14 protein-coding genes are annotated in these 13,533 nt (G+C 71.5%); 8 read left to right on the forward strand and 6 right to left on the reverse strand.

The genetic code is table 11. The features are described 5' to 3' along the window. Positions 1–117 precede the first annotated feature (117 nt). Together ACIQD7_RS27210 and ACIQD7_RS27215 are read left to right on the forward strand one after the other, a co-directional pair. Entirely contained in the window at positions 118–993 is an 876-nt protein-coding gene (locus ACIQD7_RS27210) for a DUF4097 family beta strand repeat-containing protein (RefSeq protein WP_402444991.1), read from the forward strand. Between the two features lies 1 nt (position 994). Next, complete coding sequence (locus ACIQD7_RS27215; RefSeq protein WP_402444993.1) at positions 995–1,915, forward strand: helix-turn-helix transcriptional regulator; 921 nt, start codon at positions 995–997, stop codon at positions 1,913–1,915. Positions 1,916–2,169: 254 nt separating this feature from the next. Here ACIQD7_RS27215 and ACIQD7_RS27220 read toward each other — a convergent pair whose 3' ends face one another. The 3 genes from ACIQD7_RS27220 to ACIQD7_RS27230 form a co-directional block, all read right to left on the reverse strand. Then, positions 2,170–3,570: a cellulase family glycosylhydrolase gene (locus ACIQD7_RS27220; protein WP_402444994.1), complete on the reverse strand. Its 1,401-nt coding sequence runs from the start codon at positions 3,568–3,570 to the stop codon at positions 2,170–2,172. 72 nt (positions 3,571–3,642) lie between these two features. Continuing rightward, positions 3,643–4,608 carry a zinc-binding dehydrogenase gene (locus ACIQD7_RS27225; protein ID WP_121829588.1) on the reverse strand — a complete coding sequence of 322 codons (966 nt, stop codon included), beginning with the start codon at positions 4,606–4,608 and terminating at the stop codon, positions 3,643–3,645. Positions 4,609–4,868: 260 nt separating this feature from the next. After that, on the reverse strand, positions 4,869–6,077 hold the full coding sequence (locus ACIQD7_RS27230; protein WP_121829589.1) for an NADP-dependent malic enzyme: 1,209 nt from the start codon (positions 6,075–6,077) through the stop codon (positions 4,869–4,871). Between the two features lie 537 nt (positions 6,078–6,614). Here ACIQD7_RS27230 and ACIQD7_RS27235 point away from each other — a divergent pair. Genes ACIQD7_RS27235 through ACIQD7_RS27245 form a run of 3 tightly spaced genes read left to right on the forward strand, consistent with a single transcriptional unit; the run spans position 6,615 to position 9,327 of the window. Beyond that, positions 6,615–7,583, forward strand: a complete 969-nt coding sequence (locus tag ACIQD7_RS27235) for an ABC transporter substrate-binding protein (RefSeq protein WP_121829590.1) — start codon at positions 6,615–6,617, stop codon at positions 7,581–7,583. A gap of 29 nt (positions 7,584–7,612) precedes the next feature. Further along, on the forward strand, positions 7,613–8,563 hold the full coding sequence (locus tag ACIQD7_RS27240) for an amino acid ABC transporter permease (RefSeq protein ID WP_402444997.1): 951 nt from the start codon (positions 7,613–7,615) through the stop codon (positions 8,561–8,563). After that, positions 8,560–9,327 carry an amino acid ABC transporter ATP-binding protein gene (locus tag ACIQD7_RS27245; protein WP_121829592.1) on the forward strand — a complete coding sequence of 256 codons (768 nt, stop codon included), beginning with the start codon at positions 8,560–8,562 and terminating at the stop codon, positions 9,325–9,327. Before ACIQD7_RS27240 ends, ACIQD7_RS27245 begins: the two co-directional genes overlap by 4 nt. 60 nt (positions 9,328–9,387) lie before the next feature. Here the strand turns inward: ACIQD7_RS27245 and ACIQD7_RS27250 are convergent, their stop codons facing one another. Next, positions 9,388–10,137, reverse strand: a complete 750-nt coding sequence (locus ACIQD7_RS27250; protein WP_402444999.1) for a class I SAM-dependent methyltransferase — start codon at positions 10,135–10,137, stop codon at positions 9,388–9,390. 94 nt (positions 10,138–10,231) lie between these two features. On the opposite strand from ACIQD7_RS27250, the gene ACIQD7_RS27255 reads away from it, so the two are divergent. Next, positions 10,232–10,861 carry an ABATE domain-containing protein gene (locus tag ACIQD7_RS27255; RefSeq protein WP_121829594.1) on the forward strand — a complete coding sequence of 210 codons (630 nt, stop codon included), beginning with the start codon at positions 10,232–10,234 and terminating at the stop codon, positions 10,859–10,861. Here the strand turns inward: ACIQD7_RS27255 and sodX are convergent. Further along, positions 10,765–11,199, reverse strand: coding sequence for a nickel-type superoxide dismutase maturation protease (gene sodX / locus ACIQD7_RS27260; RefSeq protein WP_121829595.1), 435 nt, complete (start codon positions 11,197–11,199; stop codon positions 10,765–10,767). The two genes, ACIQD7_RS27255 and sodX, sit on opposite strands and share 97 nt — an antisense overlap. Positions 11,200–11,349: 150 nt before the next feature. On the opposite strand from sodX, the gene sodN reads away from it, so the two are divergent. Further along, positions 11,350–11,745: a superoxide dismutase, Ni gene (gene sodN / locus ACIQD7_RS27265; protein ID WP_053640538.1), complete on the forward strand. Its 396-nt coding sequence runs from the start codon at positions 11,350–11,352 to the stop codon at positions 11,743–11,745. A 162-nt stretch (positions 11,746–11,907) separates the two neighbouring features. Continuing rightward, positions 11,908–12,303 (forward strand): hypothetical protein, encoded by a 396-nt coding sequence (locus ACIQD7_RS27270; protein ID WP_402445002.1) that lies wholly within the window; start codon positions 11,908–11,910, stop codon positions 12,301–12,303. Between the two features lie 3 nt (positions 12,304–12,306). On the opposite strand, the gene ACIQD7_RS27275 is transcribed toward ACIQD7_RS27270, so the two are convergent. After that, positions 12,307–13,230: a hypothetical protein gene (locus tag ACIQD7_RS27275; RefSeq protein ID WP_402445004.1), complete on the reverse strand. Its 924-nt coding sequence runs from the start codon at positions 13,228–13,230 to the stop codon at positions 12,307–12,309. Between the last annotated feature and the right edge of the window lie 303 nt (positions 13,231–13,533).

The following is a 13,533-nucleotide window of genomic DNA, read 5'->3' on the forward strand; positions in this document are numbered from 1 at the left end:
GGGGTGATTGCACCCGTCGCCTCAGGGATGAGTCAGGGTTGACTTCACCGAACCGCGATATATCGTGTTCATCGAGAGACGCGATATATTGCGTTGCCGATACGGGAGGTCAGCACCATGACAGAGTGGTCCGTCACCGAGCCGACGAAGCTCGCGCCGGCCGACCCCGTGACGCGCCTGCGGATCCGCGTCGTCAACGGCACGGTGAACGTGGTGGGGACGGACGAGAGTTCCGCCCGCGTGGAGATCTCCGAGATCGACGGCCCGCCGCTGGTCGTCTCGCAGGACGGCTCCACCCTGACCGTGGGGTACGAGGACCTCCAGTGGAAGAGCGTCCTCAAGTGGTTCGACCGCAAGGAGTACCGGCGCCGGGCCGTCGTCTCCGTCGCCGTCCCCGCGGGGGCGGACGTCGAGGTCGGCGTGGTCGGCGCCGAGGCCGTCGTCTCCGGCGTCAGAGGGCGTACGGAGGTGCGCGGCGTCAGCGGCGACACCACCCTCCTGGGGCTCTCCGGCCCGGTCCGCGCCGAGAGCGTCTCGGGAAACCTGGAGGCCCAGTCGGTCACGGGCGCCCTGCGGGCCAACTCCGTGACCGGGGACGTGACGGTGATCGAGGGCGCCGGCGGCTCCGTGCGGGCCGAGACGGTCAGCGGCGACATGGTCGTCGACCTGGACCCGGCCGGGCTCGACGGTCCGCCCGCCGACATCCGGCTCACCAGCGTCTCCGGCGAGGTCGCCATCCGGCTCCCGCACCCGGCCGACGCCCGGGTCGAGGCGAGCACCACGAGCGGCTCCGTGTCGAACGCCTTCGAGGACCTCCGGGTGGGGGGCCAGTGGGGCACCAAGACCGTCACCGGCACCCTCGGTTCGGGCCGGGGCACGCTCAAGGCCACCACCGTCTCCGGCTCCATCGCCCTGCTCCGCCGTCCCGAGGCGGACGAGGACACCGGCGCCGGCCCCTCCTCCACCCCCTCTGCGACCGGAAAGGTGCTCTGACATGCCACCCGTCTTCGCCCATGGCCGCCTGCGCCTCTACCTGCTCAAGCTGCTCGACGAGGCCCCGCGCCACGGCTACGAGGTGATCAGACTCCTGGAGGAGCGCTTCCAGGGCCTCTACGCGCCCTCGGCCGGCACGGTCTACCCCCGCCTGGCCAAGCTGGAGGCCGAGGGGCTCGTCACCCACGCCAGCGAGGGCGGCCGGAAGGTGTACTCGATCACCGACGCGGGCCGCGCCGAGCTGGACGGACGCGGTGCCGAGCTGGACGACCTGGAGCGGGAGATCCGCGAATCGGTGTCGGAGCTGGCGGCGGAGATCCGCGACGACGTGCGCGGCGCGGCCGGCCGGGTCCGCAGCGAGATGCGCGCGGCGGCGGGCCGGACCCGGACGGCGGAGCCCTCCTCGTTCGCCGACGCCAAGGAGGAGCTGCGCCGGGTCGGGCAGGAGTGGAAGCAGCAGGCCCGCGAGGCTCGCGAGGAGGCCCGGTCCGCGCGCCGCCAGGCGAAGGAGTTCCAGCGGATCGCCCAGCAGGTGCAGGAGGAGGTCCAGGACCGCTTCTCGCGCGGCGACTGGCCCAAGGGCGTCTGGGAGGGAATCTCCGGCATCACGGCCCAGCTCGGGGACCTGGTGACGGGCACCACCCATCCGAAGGCCGCCGGCGCCGACCGGGAGCCGCCGTTCACGACGCCCCCGGCCGCCGAGACGCCGGCCGCCGAGGCACCGGAGTGGGCGCGGGATGTGGAGGCTTCGGGCGACCCGGCCCGCGACCTCGACCGTCTCCTCGACCGCTTCCGCGACGAGATCCGGGACGCGGCCCGCGACCACGGGGTGACCCCGGAACAGCTCACCGAAACCCGCCGCCACCTCTCGACGGCGGCCCACCACGTCACGAACCTGCTGAACCCCGAACGGAAGGCGTGAGGCGGCGGGGATGAACGGACGGTAAGGACCGGCCGGGCCCGCGCGGACTCAGGCCCCTCGGGCCCCTCAGGCCCCTCGGGCCCGTAAAGGCTCAGGCCCTTCCGGTCCGCAGGAGCCCGGAGCCCCAGACCGGTACAGCCGCGGGCCCTTCCGGTCCGCATGGCCCCGGAGCTTCCCAGGTCGGTACAGGCCCAGGACCCCCCGGTCCGTACGGGCTCAAGCCCCAGCTCCCCTGGCTGGCGCCCCCCCCGCTGTCAGCGGCGGGTCGCCGTGACCGTCACGTGGGTGTCCGGGGCCGCGAGGATCCAGGTCCTGCCGCGGTCCTTGCGGAGGACGAGGGCCGCGCCGCGGGCCGTCACGCGCCAGTCGCCGGGCGGCAGGGAGAGCTCGGTGACCCGGGAGCCGCGGCGCCCGGCGGCGTCGTACGCGAGGCGGTAGACCCCGGCCGCCGGGTCGTACGTCGTGGAGCGGACCCGGCCCGCGACCGCCTCCGCGTACGGCTCGGCGGTCAGCTCCTTGTTGGTGCGGAAGGCCCCGGTGCCGTCGACCGCGCAGTAGCCGCCGCCGTAGCACCAGACGTAGCCCGCCCAGCCGGAGCCGTAGCGGCCGAGGGAGGACATCGCGTCGCGGTAGAAGCGGTTCATGTTCGGCAGGGAGTTGTTGAGCGGCCCCCACTCCCCCACCACCACGGGCACGCCGTACTGCTCAGGGTAGCGGGTGACGGCCCGCTCGTAGCTCTCGATCCAGCCGGCGGCGGGGTCGTAGTCGGCGCCCGCCTCCATGCCGGTGTTGTAGAAGTGCGGGGCGTAGACGACCTTCGGGTCGTCGATCCGCCCGAGCCCGGTGGGCACGCCCTCGCCCACGATGGGCGTCGGCTCGACGAAGATCCAGGCGTCCCGGTCGACCGAGCGGACCGCGTCGGCGAGCCGGTTGTAGAGCGGGGTGAGCTGGTCCCGTTCGATGCGCCGGGCCGCCGTCGCCAGGTCCTCGCCCTCCCGGACCTCCCCCATCGGCTCGTTGATCAGGTCGTAGCCGAGGACGGCCGGGTGGTCGTCGAAGCGGCCGACGAGCACCCGCCACATGCGGGCCTGGACGCGCCTCAGGTCCTCGTCCTCGTACAGATGGGTGAAGGCCCGCTGGACGGCGGGCTCGAAGTACTCGGAGAACCAGTCGTCCGGGCGCGGAGTGAAGGGCAGTCCGTCGGTCCTGGTCGCCCACTCGGGGATGCCCCGGTGGCCGAACGCGGGCCCGAAGACGTCCTGGTGGGCGTCGAGGAGGACCTTGACGTCGTGCTTCTCCGCCCAGTCCAGGATCCGTTCGATCTTCCGCAGGTAGGTCTGGCTGTACCGTCCGGGCCGGGGTTCCAGGTCGTCCCAGAAGACCAGGAGGCGGGCGAAGTTGAAGCCCTTGGCCCGCATGTCGCGGAAGTGCTTCTCGGTGACGGCGGAGAGGGCGGCGTCGCCCCGGTTCGCCTTGTCCTCGACGTTCCAGCCGCGCAGGGTGAGGACGCGGCCGTGCTCGTCGGTGAGGGCGGGGATGCCGCCGCCCGTGCCCGCGGCCCCGGCGCGGGGCTCCGCGCGGGCGGCGGTCGGGGCGAGCAGCGCGGCGACGAGGGCGCTCACGAGCAGAGTGGTTCGCCAGGTGGTTCGCGGCATGGAAGACCTCCGGCACGGCGGTGTGTTCGGGGTGCGCGTGCCGGAGATCCCATCAGTACTACTGACGAGTCATCAAGAGGTCGTCAGGACGACCTTTCCGAAGAGGTCGCCCGCGGCCATCTTCTCGAAGCCCTCCCGCGCCCGGTCCAGCGGCAGGACGTCGTCGATGACCGGGCGGAGGCCGGTGGCCGCGCAGAAGGACAGCAGGTCCTCCAGCTCGTCCTTGGAGCCCATCGTGGAGCCGACGACCTTCAGCTCCAGGAAGAAGATCCGGGTCAGCTCGGCGTGCGAGGGGCGGTCGCCGCTCGTGGCGCCCGAGATGACGAGCGTGCCGCCCGGCCGCAGCGACTTGACCGAGTGGGACCAGGTCGCGGCGCCGACGGTCTCGATGACCGCGTCCACCCGCTGCGGGAGCCGCGCCCCCGCCTCGTACGCCTCGACGGCGCCCAGCTCGACGGCCCGCTTGCGCTTCTCCTCGTCGCGGCTGGTGGCGAAGACCCGCAGGCCGGCGGCCTTGCCGAGGGCGATGGCGGCGGTGGCCACGCCGCCGCCCGCGCCCTGCACGAGGATCGAGTCCCCGGGCCGCACACCGGCGTTGGTGAAGAGCATCCGGTACGCGGTCAGCCAGGCGGTGGGGAGGCAGGCGGCCTCCTCGAAGGAGAGCTCCTTCGGCTTGGGCAGCACGTTCCAGCGGGGGACGGTGACCCGCTCGGCGAAGGTGCCCTGGTAGCGCTCGGTGAGGATGGACCGGGGCTCGTCCGGGCCGACGCCGTGACCCGTCTGGCCGATCACGGAGTGCAGGACGACCTCGTTGCCGTCCTCGTCGATTCCGGCGGCGTCGCAGCCGAGGATCATCGGCAGCTTCTCCTCGGGCAGGCCCACTCCGCGCAGCGACCACAGGTCGTGGTGGTTGAGCGAGGCGGCCTTCACGGTGACGGTGGTCCATCCGGCCCGCGCCTCGGGTTCGGGGCGTTCGCCCAACTCGAGGCCGTTCAGCGGCTGGTCACGGTCGATTCGGGCGGCGTAGGCAGCGAACATGGCCCCGACCCTAGGGCGCGCGGGCGGGCGGGGGAACCACGCCCCGGTGTGACCCGTGTCGCCCGGCGATCCCTGGACACGGGGCCCGTCCCCGTACAAGCTCCTGGACACGGGCCCGCACCCCGTCCGCATGGCCCCCGAAGCCCCCGGACGCCGGATCCGCACCCCGTACGGGCCCCGCACGAACCGAAGCCCCTCGGGCGCCGAAGGGCCCCGTCCCGGTGTGCGGAACGGGGCCCTTCGGGCGTGCCGGAGGCGCGTCAGCGGCGGGCGACGCCCTCGGCGCGGGCGGCGGCGGCGACCGCGGCGGTGACGGCCGGGGCGACCCGCTCGTCGAACGGCGACGGGATCACGTAGTCGGCGGCGAGCTGGTCGCCGACCACGTCCGCGAGCGCGTTCGCCGCGGCGATCTTCATGCCCTCGGTGATCCGGGAGGCCCGGACCTGGAGCGCGCCGGCGAAGATGCCGGGGAACGCGAGGACGTTGTTGATCTGGTTCGGGTAGTCCGAACGGCCGGTCGCCACGACGGCCGCGTACTTGTGCGCGACGTCGGGGTGGACCTCGGGGTTCGGGTTGGCCATGGCGAACACGAAGGAGTTCGGGGCCATGGTGGCGACGGCCGCCTCGGGGACCGTACCGCCGGAGACGCCGATGAAGACGTCGGCGCCGGCCAGGGCGTCCTCCAGGGAGCCGGTCAGGCCCGCCTTGTTGGTGATCTCGGCGAGCTCGCGCTTGACGTCCGTGAGGTCGCCGCGGTCGCGGCTGACGATGCCCTTGCGGTCGGCGACGGCGACGTCGCCGAGGCCGGCCTCCAGGAGGAACTTGGCGATGGCGACCCCGGCCGCGCCGGCGCCGGAGATGACGGCGCGCAGGTTGCCCAGGTTCCGGTCGGTCAGCTTCGCCGCGTTGCGCAGGGCCGCGAGGGTGACGATCGCGGTGCCGTGCTGGTCGTCGTGGAAGACCGGGATGTCGAGGCGCTCCTGGAGCTTGCGCTCGATCTCGAAGCACCGGGGGGCCGAGATGTCCTCCAGGTTCACGCCGCCGAAGGAGGGGCCGAGCCGGACGACGGTCTCGACGATCTCGTCGGTGTCGGTGGTGGCGAGGGCGATCGGGACCGCGTCCACGCCGCCGAACTGCTTGAAGAGGATGGCCTTCCCCTCCATGACCGGGAGGGAGGCCTCCGGGCCGATGTCGCCGAGGCCGAGCACCGCGGTGCCGTCGGTCACGACCGCGACGACCTGGGACTTCCAGGTGTAGTCGTTGACCAGTTCGGGCTGCTCGGCGATCGCGGTGCACACCTTGGCGACGCCGGGCGTGTACGCGAGGGACAGGTCGTCCTTGTCCCGGAGGGGAACGGTGGCCTGCACGGCCATCTTGCCGCCCCGGTGGAGGGCGAAGACAGGATCGAAGGGCTCCTCGGGAGCTTCCGTACCGCTGTCGTTGCGAGGGTTGACGATCTCCGCTGCCATTGGGTTGACCCCTTGAGTCTGTTTCATTTGAGGGTGGCCGCTCCTGGTTGAGGAGGGGTGGGGAGGCACCGCGGCCGCCTGGTCGGGCAGCCGCTCGGGCACGCCGCACAACGCGCCCTGAGCCCCGGATGAGGGGTGTAAGGATCCTTCTTACCGGACGGACGGCACCGCAGACGAGTCCATACCCGTTCGGTGACACGACTCATACCGAGAGCATCCGGGCACGGTCGGGTGATGACACGTCACACGATGTCCGCATAGATGCCCAGGGCACCCGATTGGTGGCCTTCCCGTCGTCCGAATGGCGAGATCAACCGGAGATTTTTCGGTGCCGGGGAAGGGATTCCGCAGAAGGTCCGGCCCTGATGGAGCGGTCCGTCGCGATTCGGGGGTCACCCGTTACCCGATTTTGACATCCGTGGCCGCCTGTTTGAGGCAGTCCGAATGGCAAGATGCCGTAATCACACAAGGCCGCGACACTCGAAGATGCGTACGTGGCCACCTGGCATCTCCCTGATACGCCGGAGGAACCCGACCATGACCGCACGCTCCACGCGCTGTACGACCGCCGCCAAGACCCGCACGTCCCGTCTTGCCGCGGTCGCCGCCATCGCGGTCGCCGGCTCCATGCTGCTGACCGCCTGCGGCGACCAGACCGAGAGCGGCTCGGCGGAGGGCACCTCGCCCTCCCAGAAGCCGGCCTCCACCGCCCCGCTCTTCTCGAAGCTCCCGGCCGAGATCCAGAAGTCCGGCGTCATCAAGGTCGGCACGGACGCCTCGTACGCCCCGATGGAGTTCACCGAGGGCGGCAAGATCGTCGGCGTCGACCCCGACATCGCGCAGGCCCTCAGCAAGCAGCTCGGCGTGAAGCTGGAGTTCGTCTCCGGCACCTTCGACGGCCTGATCACCTCGATCTACACCGGCCGCCAGGACCTGATCATGTCCTCGATGACGGACAACAAGAAGCGTCAGGAGGGCCTGGACGACGCCGGGAAGAAGATCGGCAAGGGCATCGACTTCGTCGACTACTTCAGCTCCGGCGTCTCCCTCCTGGTCAAGAAGGGCAACCCGCAGGGCATCAACTCCCTCGACGACCTGTGCGGCAAGACCGTGGCCGTCCAGCGCGGCACGATCTACGAGGACACCTTCAAGGCGCAGGCCGCCAAGTGCGGCGACAAGAAGCTGACGATCCAGGCCTTCGACACCGACGCCGAGGCCCAGACCCGCGTCAAGGCCGGCGGGGCGGTCGCCGACCTGAACGACTACCCGGTGGCCGCGTACATCGCGAAGACCTCGGGCGGCGGCAACGACTTCGAGGTCGTCGGCAGCCAGAGCGACGTCGGCCTCTTCGGCATCGGCGTCTCCAAGGACAAGCCCCAGCTACGCGACGCCGTCAAGGAAGCGCTCGACGCCATCATCAAGGACGGCTCCTACGCCGAGGTCCTGAAGAAGTGGGACGTCGAGGACAGCGCGGTCAAGTCGGCCACCGTCAACGCCGGCAAGTGACCTCGTCGCACCACTGAAGGGCAGTCGTCATGACTGACAAGATCAACAAGGACCCGGCCGCCGCTCCGGCCGGGTCCGACCCCGCGGGCTCCAGCCCGTACGAGGCGATCAAGGCCGTTCCCGTGCGGCACTACGGCCGCTGGGTCAGCGCCGTGGTGGTCGTGGCCCTCCTCGGCTGGCTGGTCTACGCCTTCTCCCAGGGCAACGTCATCTGGGACACGGTGTGGGACAAGGTGTTCGACCCGTCGATCATCAGCGGCCTGTGGAACACCATCCTCATCAGCGTCGCCTCGATGGCGCTCGGCCTCGTCCTCGGCGTGCTCTTCGCCGTGATGCGGCTGTCCAAGAACCCGGTCACCGGCGCGGTGGCCTGGCTCTACATCTGGTTCTTCCGCGGCACGCCGGTCTACGTGCAGCTGCTCGTCTGGTTCAACCTGTCGCTGATCTTCCAGTACATCGACCTCGGGCCGATCTACAAGAACGAGACCGTGGACGTCATGACGCCGTTCATGGTGGCCCTGCTCGGCCTCGGCCTGAACGAGGGCGCCTACATGGCGGAGATCGTCCGGGCCGGCATCCAGTCGGTCGACGAGGGCCAGACCGAGGCGGCGCACGCGCTCGGCATGTCCCAGACGAAGACCATGGGCCGGATCGTCCTTCCGCAGGCCATGCGGGTGATCGTGCCGCCGACGGGCAACGAGTTCATCAACATGTTGAAGACCTCGTCGCTGGTCTCGGCCGTGCAGTACACCGAACTCCTGAGGGCCTCGTCGAACATCGGCAGCACGGCCGGCGCCGTGATGGAGATGCTCTTCGTCGCCTCCATCTGGTACCTCGCGCTGACCAGCGTGTTCAGCGTCGGCCAGTACTACCTGGAGCGTCGCTTCTCCCGCGGTTCGACCCGCAACCTGCCGCCCACCCCCTGGCAGCGGATCAAGGCGAACCTGAGCACGTTCAAGCGCCCGGAGGTGTCCCGATGACCGGCGAGCCCATGGTCAAGGCCGAAGGCGTCCACAAGTCCTACGGCGCCGCCCACATCCTCCGGGGCATCGACCTGGAGGTCCGCAACGGCGAGGTCTTCTGCCTGGTCGGCCCGTCCGGCTCCGGCAAGTCGACCTTCCTGCGCTGCATCAACCACCTGGAGCGCATCGACGCCGGCCGGCTCTCGGTCGACGGGCACCTGGTGGGCTACCGCCAGAAGGGCGACAAGCTCTACGAGCTGAAGGACAGCGAGGTCGCGCTCCAGCGCCGCGACATCGGCATGGTCTTCCAGCGCTTCAACCTCTTCCCGCACATGACGGCCCTGGCCAACGTCATGGAGGCGCCCATCCAGGTCAAGGGCGAGTCCAAGGCGGTGGCGCGCGAGCGCGCCGAGCGCCTGCTCGACCGGGTCGGCCTGCGGGACAAGACGGGGAACTACCCCTCGCAGCTCTCCGGCGGCCAGCAGCAGCGCGTGGCGATCGCCCGCGCGCTGGCGATGGAGCCGAAGCTGATGCTCTTCGACGAGCCGACCTCGGCGCTCGACCCGGAGCTGGTCGGCGACGTCCTCGACGTCATGCGGGACCTGGCCGAGTCGGGCATGACGATGGTCGTCGTCACGCACGAGATGGGCTTCGCCCGCGAGGTCGGCGACTCGCTGGTCTTCATGGACGGCGGCGTGGTGGTCGAGTCGGGCAACCCGCGCGACGTCCTGGGCAACCCGCAGCACGACCGGACGAAGGCGTTCCTGTCCAAGGTGCTGTAGGGCGTACGGGAAGGGGCGGTACGGGATCTCCCGTACCGCCCCTTCCCGCGTACCCGGCGGTTACTTCACCGCGAGGAGCAGGGTGTCGGAGGGCGAGGCCCAGACGGTCCGGGCCTCGCCGAAGCCGGCGGCGCGGAGGGTGTCGGCGTGCCAGCGCGGGGAGGGCATGTCGCCGTCGGCGTGCTCGCCGTAGATCTCGAAGCGGCGGGCGGTGGGCCCGGCGAGGACGGGGTCCTGCGCGGCGAGGGCCCACCAGTCGGCCCAGTCGAGGACGCCGGCGGCCTTCTCGCGGTCCATGCGCGCGTGCCGCTGAGCGCGCTCGGCGGCGTTGATGCGGGGCGTGGATTCGTCGATCATGTGGTCGGCGTTCATGAAGACGCCGCCGTCCCGGACGAGCCCGGCGAGCTGCCCGTAGAGGGCGGCGAGGGGCTCGCTGTGGAGCCAGTGCAGGGCGGTGGCGGTGAGGACGGCGTCGTACGCGTCGTACGGCAGGTCCGCGGCCCACGCGGGGTCCTTGAGGTCGGCGGTCACGAAGGCGACGCGCTCGTCCCCGGCGAAGTGTCCCTCGGCGATGGCGAGGAGGGCGGGGTCGAGGTCGACGCCGGTACTGGTCGCCTCCGGGAACCTCTTGAGGAGCCGATCCGTGATACTTCCCGTACCGCACGCGAGGTCGAGGACGCGGGGCTTCGGTCCCACCACCGCCTCGACCATGTCGAGCATCACGCGGAACCGCTCCTCGCGGTCCGGCATGTACCACTCCTGCTGACGGTCCCAGCTCTGCTGCCAGCCCGCCCAGTCGGTTCCGGTCATCGCCGCGCCCTCCCCACTTCGTAATACCCTCGAAGGGAAAACAGTCGTTACCCCCTTCGACCGAGACACTAGCCCGCCGAAGTAAGGACTACAAGTGGAACTGGCCCATTACTCGGATTTCGCCGTGCGTCTGGTCAACACCGAGGAGCCGGCCCGCGGCAAGGACTCCCTGACCTCCGTCGAGGTGGTGCGGGACCTCTTCGGGGAGGCCTCCCAGATGGCCCGGCGGGTCACCGAGGCGGACCTGCCCCGCTTCCGCGCGATCCGGACGCGGCTGCGGGCGGTCTTCACCGCGGCCGACGAGGGCGACCACACGGGCGCCGTGGACCTCCTGAACTCGCTGCTCCTGGAGTTCCCGGTCAGCCCCCAGATCTCGGGCCACGACTTCCTCGACGAGGAGGGCCGGCCGCGCTGGCACATGCACCTCGCCGACCACTCCTCGAACGCGACGACGGGGTACGCGGCCATCTGCGCGATGGGCCTCGCCTTCCACCTCACCGAGTTCGGCGCGGACCGGCTGGGCCTGTGCCAGGCGCCGCCCTGCCGCAACGCCTACCTGGACACCTCCACCAACCGCTCCCGGCGCTACTGCTCCGACCGCTGCGCGACCCGCGCCAACGTGGCGGCCTACCGGGCCCGCAAGCGCCTGGAGGCGGAGCGCACGGACCGCACGGGCCTGACGCACGAGGCGAGCCAGGAGAGCACCACCCCGGCCGAACGCTGACGCCCCGGCGTCACCGGCCGGTAGCGCGCCCGGACCCGCCCGAGCACGAGTTCGGGCGGTACGGCGCCGAAGACCCGGCTGTCCCCCTCGGCGTCCGGATTGTCGCCGAGCACCCACCAGCCGCCGTCGCGCCGCTCGATCAGGCGCTTCACGACGAGCAGGTCCTGCTGGAGCGGATGGCGCAGCACGGCCACGCACCCGGGCCGCAGCCGCCCGCCGTAGTGCACGAGCAGCCGGTCCCCGTGCAGCAGCGTGGGCACCATCGACACGCCCGTCACCTCGGCGATCCCGAACGGAGCCCCGGCCTCCCCCGCCCGCTCCCGCCCCGACCCGCTCATCCGGCACCTCCCGATCCACTCGTCCACTCGTACACGAGTCCCATGGAGACCCTGGACTTTTGACCTAAGCCCCAGGGGGCGCCCGAGAAAACGCCCTTCTCACCGAGTAATGTCCCACCTGAGAAGACGATCACGAGGAAGGACGGCTCAATGCTCTCCCGCCTGTTTGCCCCCAAGGTGAAGGTCAGCGCCCACTGCGACCTCCCGTGCGGCGTGTACGACCCGGCCCAGGCCCGCATCGAGGCCGAGTCCGTCAAGGCTGTCCAGGAGAAGTACCAGGCCAACGAGGACCCGCACTTCCGGGCCCGCGCCACGGTCATCAAGGAGCAGCGCGCGGAGCTCGCCAAGCATCACGTCTCGGTGCTCTGGAGCGACTACTTCAAGCCCCCGCACTTCGAGAAGTACCCCGAGCTCAACCAGCTGGTCAACGACACCCTGAAGGCCCTCTCGGCCGCCAAGGCGTCGACGGACCCGAAGACGGGCGAGAAGGCGCTGGAGCTCATCGCCGAGATCGACCGGATTTTCTGGGAGACGAAGAAGGCCTGATCTCCCACCGAGCGGCGCGACCCGCGCCGCTCATCCGACCGCACCCGGTCCGCAGGCCGCCGAACAAGGCGTCCACGGCGGCCCGGGTGCGGTCGTGTTCAGCGGGTCGCGGTCGCCGTCGCGTGCTGACGGGGCGGGTCGGCGGGTGAGACGATCCGCGACGTGACCGGATGGATGCGCCACGCCCCGCGCTGGGTCGCCGTGTCGGCCTGTGGCATCGCGGCCGTCCTGCTCTTCGTCGGTGCCTCCGCGCACGTCGCCGACCTCCTGCGCCACGGTCTGCGCCCGTACGGCTGGGCGCCGGGGTGGCTGAACCTCTACTGGTCGTCGCCGGCGCTGTTCGACGCGCTCGCCGGCGTGTTCCTGCTCCGGGGCGAACGCCGGGGGCTCGACCTCGCCTGCGTCGTCGTGGCGACCGACCTCGCCGCCAACTGGTACGCGGTGTACGGCCTCCGGCACAGTGATCTCGCCGCTCAGCCAGGCCTCCAGCGCCTGGTCGTCTTCGCCGCGGTCGTCCTGGGGACGGCGCCGTTCGTCCGGCGGAACCTCCCCCGGTGACCCTCAGGAGTGGTTCCACTCCTCGCCGGGGAGCGCGTGCCACAGGTCGAGCCAGTCGTGGAGCAGGAAGAGGGGCCGGGCCAGGACGACGTCACCGGCCCGCTGGGACCGGATCGCCAGGCCGAGGTCGGCGAAGACCGGATCGGCGGCAGGGCTGTACGTCAGGCTGCCGGGCCGTGGTGCCGTGCGGCGGACGAGCCAGTCCTCCACGCGGGAGGGTACACAGCCGGTCAGCGGGGCCGCGTCCAGCCGCACTTGGGGGCCGGTGAGGGCGTCCACGGCGACGCATCCCAGGCGGCCGTTCCGGAAGAGGGCCCTGATCCCGCTCCCGGTGAAGTCGGCGTAGTCGAGCCGTCGGCCCTCGCCGTGGTGGGAGGAGGACGAGACGGCCGGCCCTTCGCCGAGGGCGCGGATGATCTCCTCCAAGCTCATCCCGAAGTGCAGGGGGCCCACCCCTACGTACGGCGTGAACGTCCACTCGGCGCGCTCCTCCTCCCGGGCGATCCGCCACGGGCCCCGGTACCCCTCCTCACTTCCCGGGGCGGCCACGGGCGGCTCGGGGGCCGGCCCGTACGGGACCGTCGGCGCACCCCGGCCCCTGCCCCGGCGGCCGAACCGCTCCGGTGCCGCGGTGTCCTCGGGCTGCTCTTCCAGCAGGCGGATCGCCTGTCCCTGCCCCTCCGCGAACGGGTCGTCCGCCAGCTCGCGTGCCCGGCCCAGGGCCGCGCGGCGTTCCTCCTCCGCGACGACGAGACCGGTGACGTCTTCGCCCCAGGCCGCCAGGCGCTCCCGGGCGATCCACCGGTAGGACGAGTCCGCGCTTACGGCAAGAACCTCGCGAACGGCGGGCGCGTACCGGGGTACGGACGGGGCGAGGGCGGGATCGGCCAGGAGCAGGGCGGTGGCCGCGAGCGCGGCCTCCCTCACCAGCGGATCGTCGGCGGCGCAGAAATCCGCGACGCGGTCGTGGAGCGCCGGCCGTGCCGCACGGGCGGCGGCCAGATCCCGCGCCGTGCCGACGCCGTCCTCGACGTCCAGGCGGGCGATGTCGGCGAACGAAGCCAGCCAGTTGAGGAGTTCGGCGCGCAGCGGTCGCCGGGAACACCCGCTCCCGGTGGAGGAGCAGCCGGTACAGGTCCTCCACCGCCCGCGCCCGCCGGGCCGGGTCGGCGGCGAGCACCCCGACGAGGACGTCCTGCGTGTCGGCCACCCCGTGCCGCCCCGTACAGA

It is taken from the genome of Streptomyces sp. NPDC093071 (assembly GCF_044754545.1).
GTDB lineage: Bacteria > Actinomycetota > Actinomycetes > Streptomycetales > Streptomycetaceae > Streptomyces.

Bases quoted from the DNA above. Each gene is read 5' to 3' on its own strand.
- ACIQD7_RS27210 (WP_402444991.1), top strand. From the start codon at position 118: ATGACAGAGTGGTCCGTCACCGAGCCGACGAAGCTCGCGCCGGCCGAC.
- ACIQD7_RS27215 (WP_402444993.1), top strand. From the start codon at position 995: ATGCCACCCGTCTTCGCCCATGGCCGCCTGCGCCTCTACCTGCTCAAG.
- ACIQD7_RS27220 (WP_402444994.1), bottom strand. From the start codon at position 3,570: ATGCCGCGAACCACCTGGCGAACCACTCTGCTCGTGAGCGCCCTCGTC.
- ACIQD7_RS27225 (WP_121829588.1), bottom strand. From the start codon at position 4,608: ATGTTCGCTGCCTACGCCGCCCGAATCGACCGTGACCAGCCGCTGAAC.
- ACIQD7_RS27230 (WP_121829589.1), bottom strand. From the start codon at position 6,077: ATGGCAGCGGAGATCGTCAACCCTCGCAACGACAGCGGTACGGAAGCT.
- ACIQD7_RS27235 (WP_121829590.1), top strand. From the start codon at position 6,615: ATGACCGCACGCTCCACGCGCTGTACGACCGCCGCCAAGACCCGCACG.
- ACIQD7_RS27240 (WP_402444997.1), top strand. From the start codon at position 7,613: ATGACTGACAAGATCAACAAGGACCCGGCCGCCGCTCCGGCCGGGTCC.
- ACIQD7_RS27245 (WP_121829592.1), top strand. From the start codon at position 8,560: ATGACCGGCGAGCCCATGGTCAAGGCCGAAGGCGTCCACAAGTCCTAC.
- ACIQD7_RS27250 (WP_402444999.1), bottom strand. From the start codon at position 10,137: ATGACCGGAACCGACTGGGCGGGCTGGCAGCAGAGCTGGGACCGTCAG.
- sodX (WP_121829595.1), bottom strand. From the start codon at position 11,199: ATGAGCGGGTCGGGGCGGGAGCGGGCGGGGGAGGCCGGGGCTCCGTTC.
- sodN (WP_053640538.1), top strand. From the start codon at position 11,350: ATGCTCTCCCGCCTGTTTGCCCCCAAGGTGAAGGTCAGCGCCCACTGC.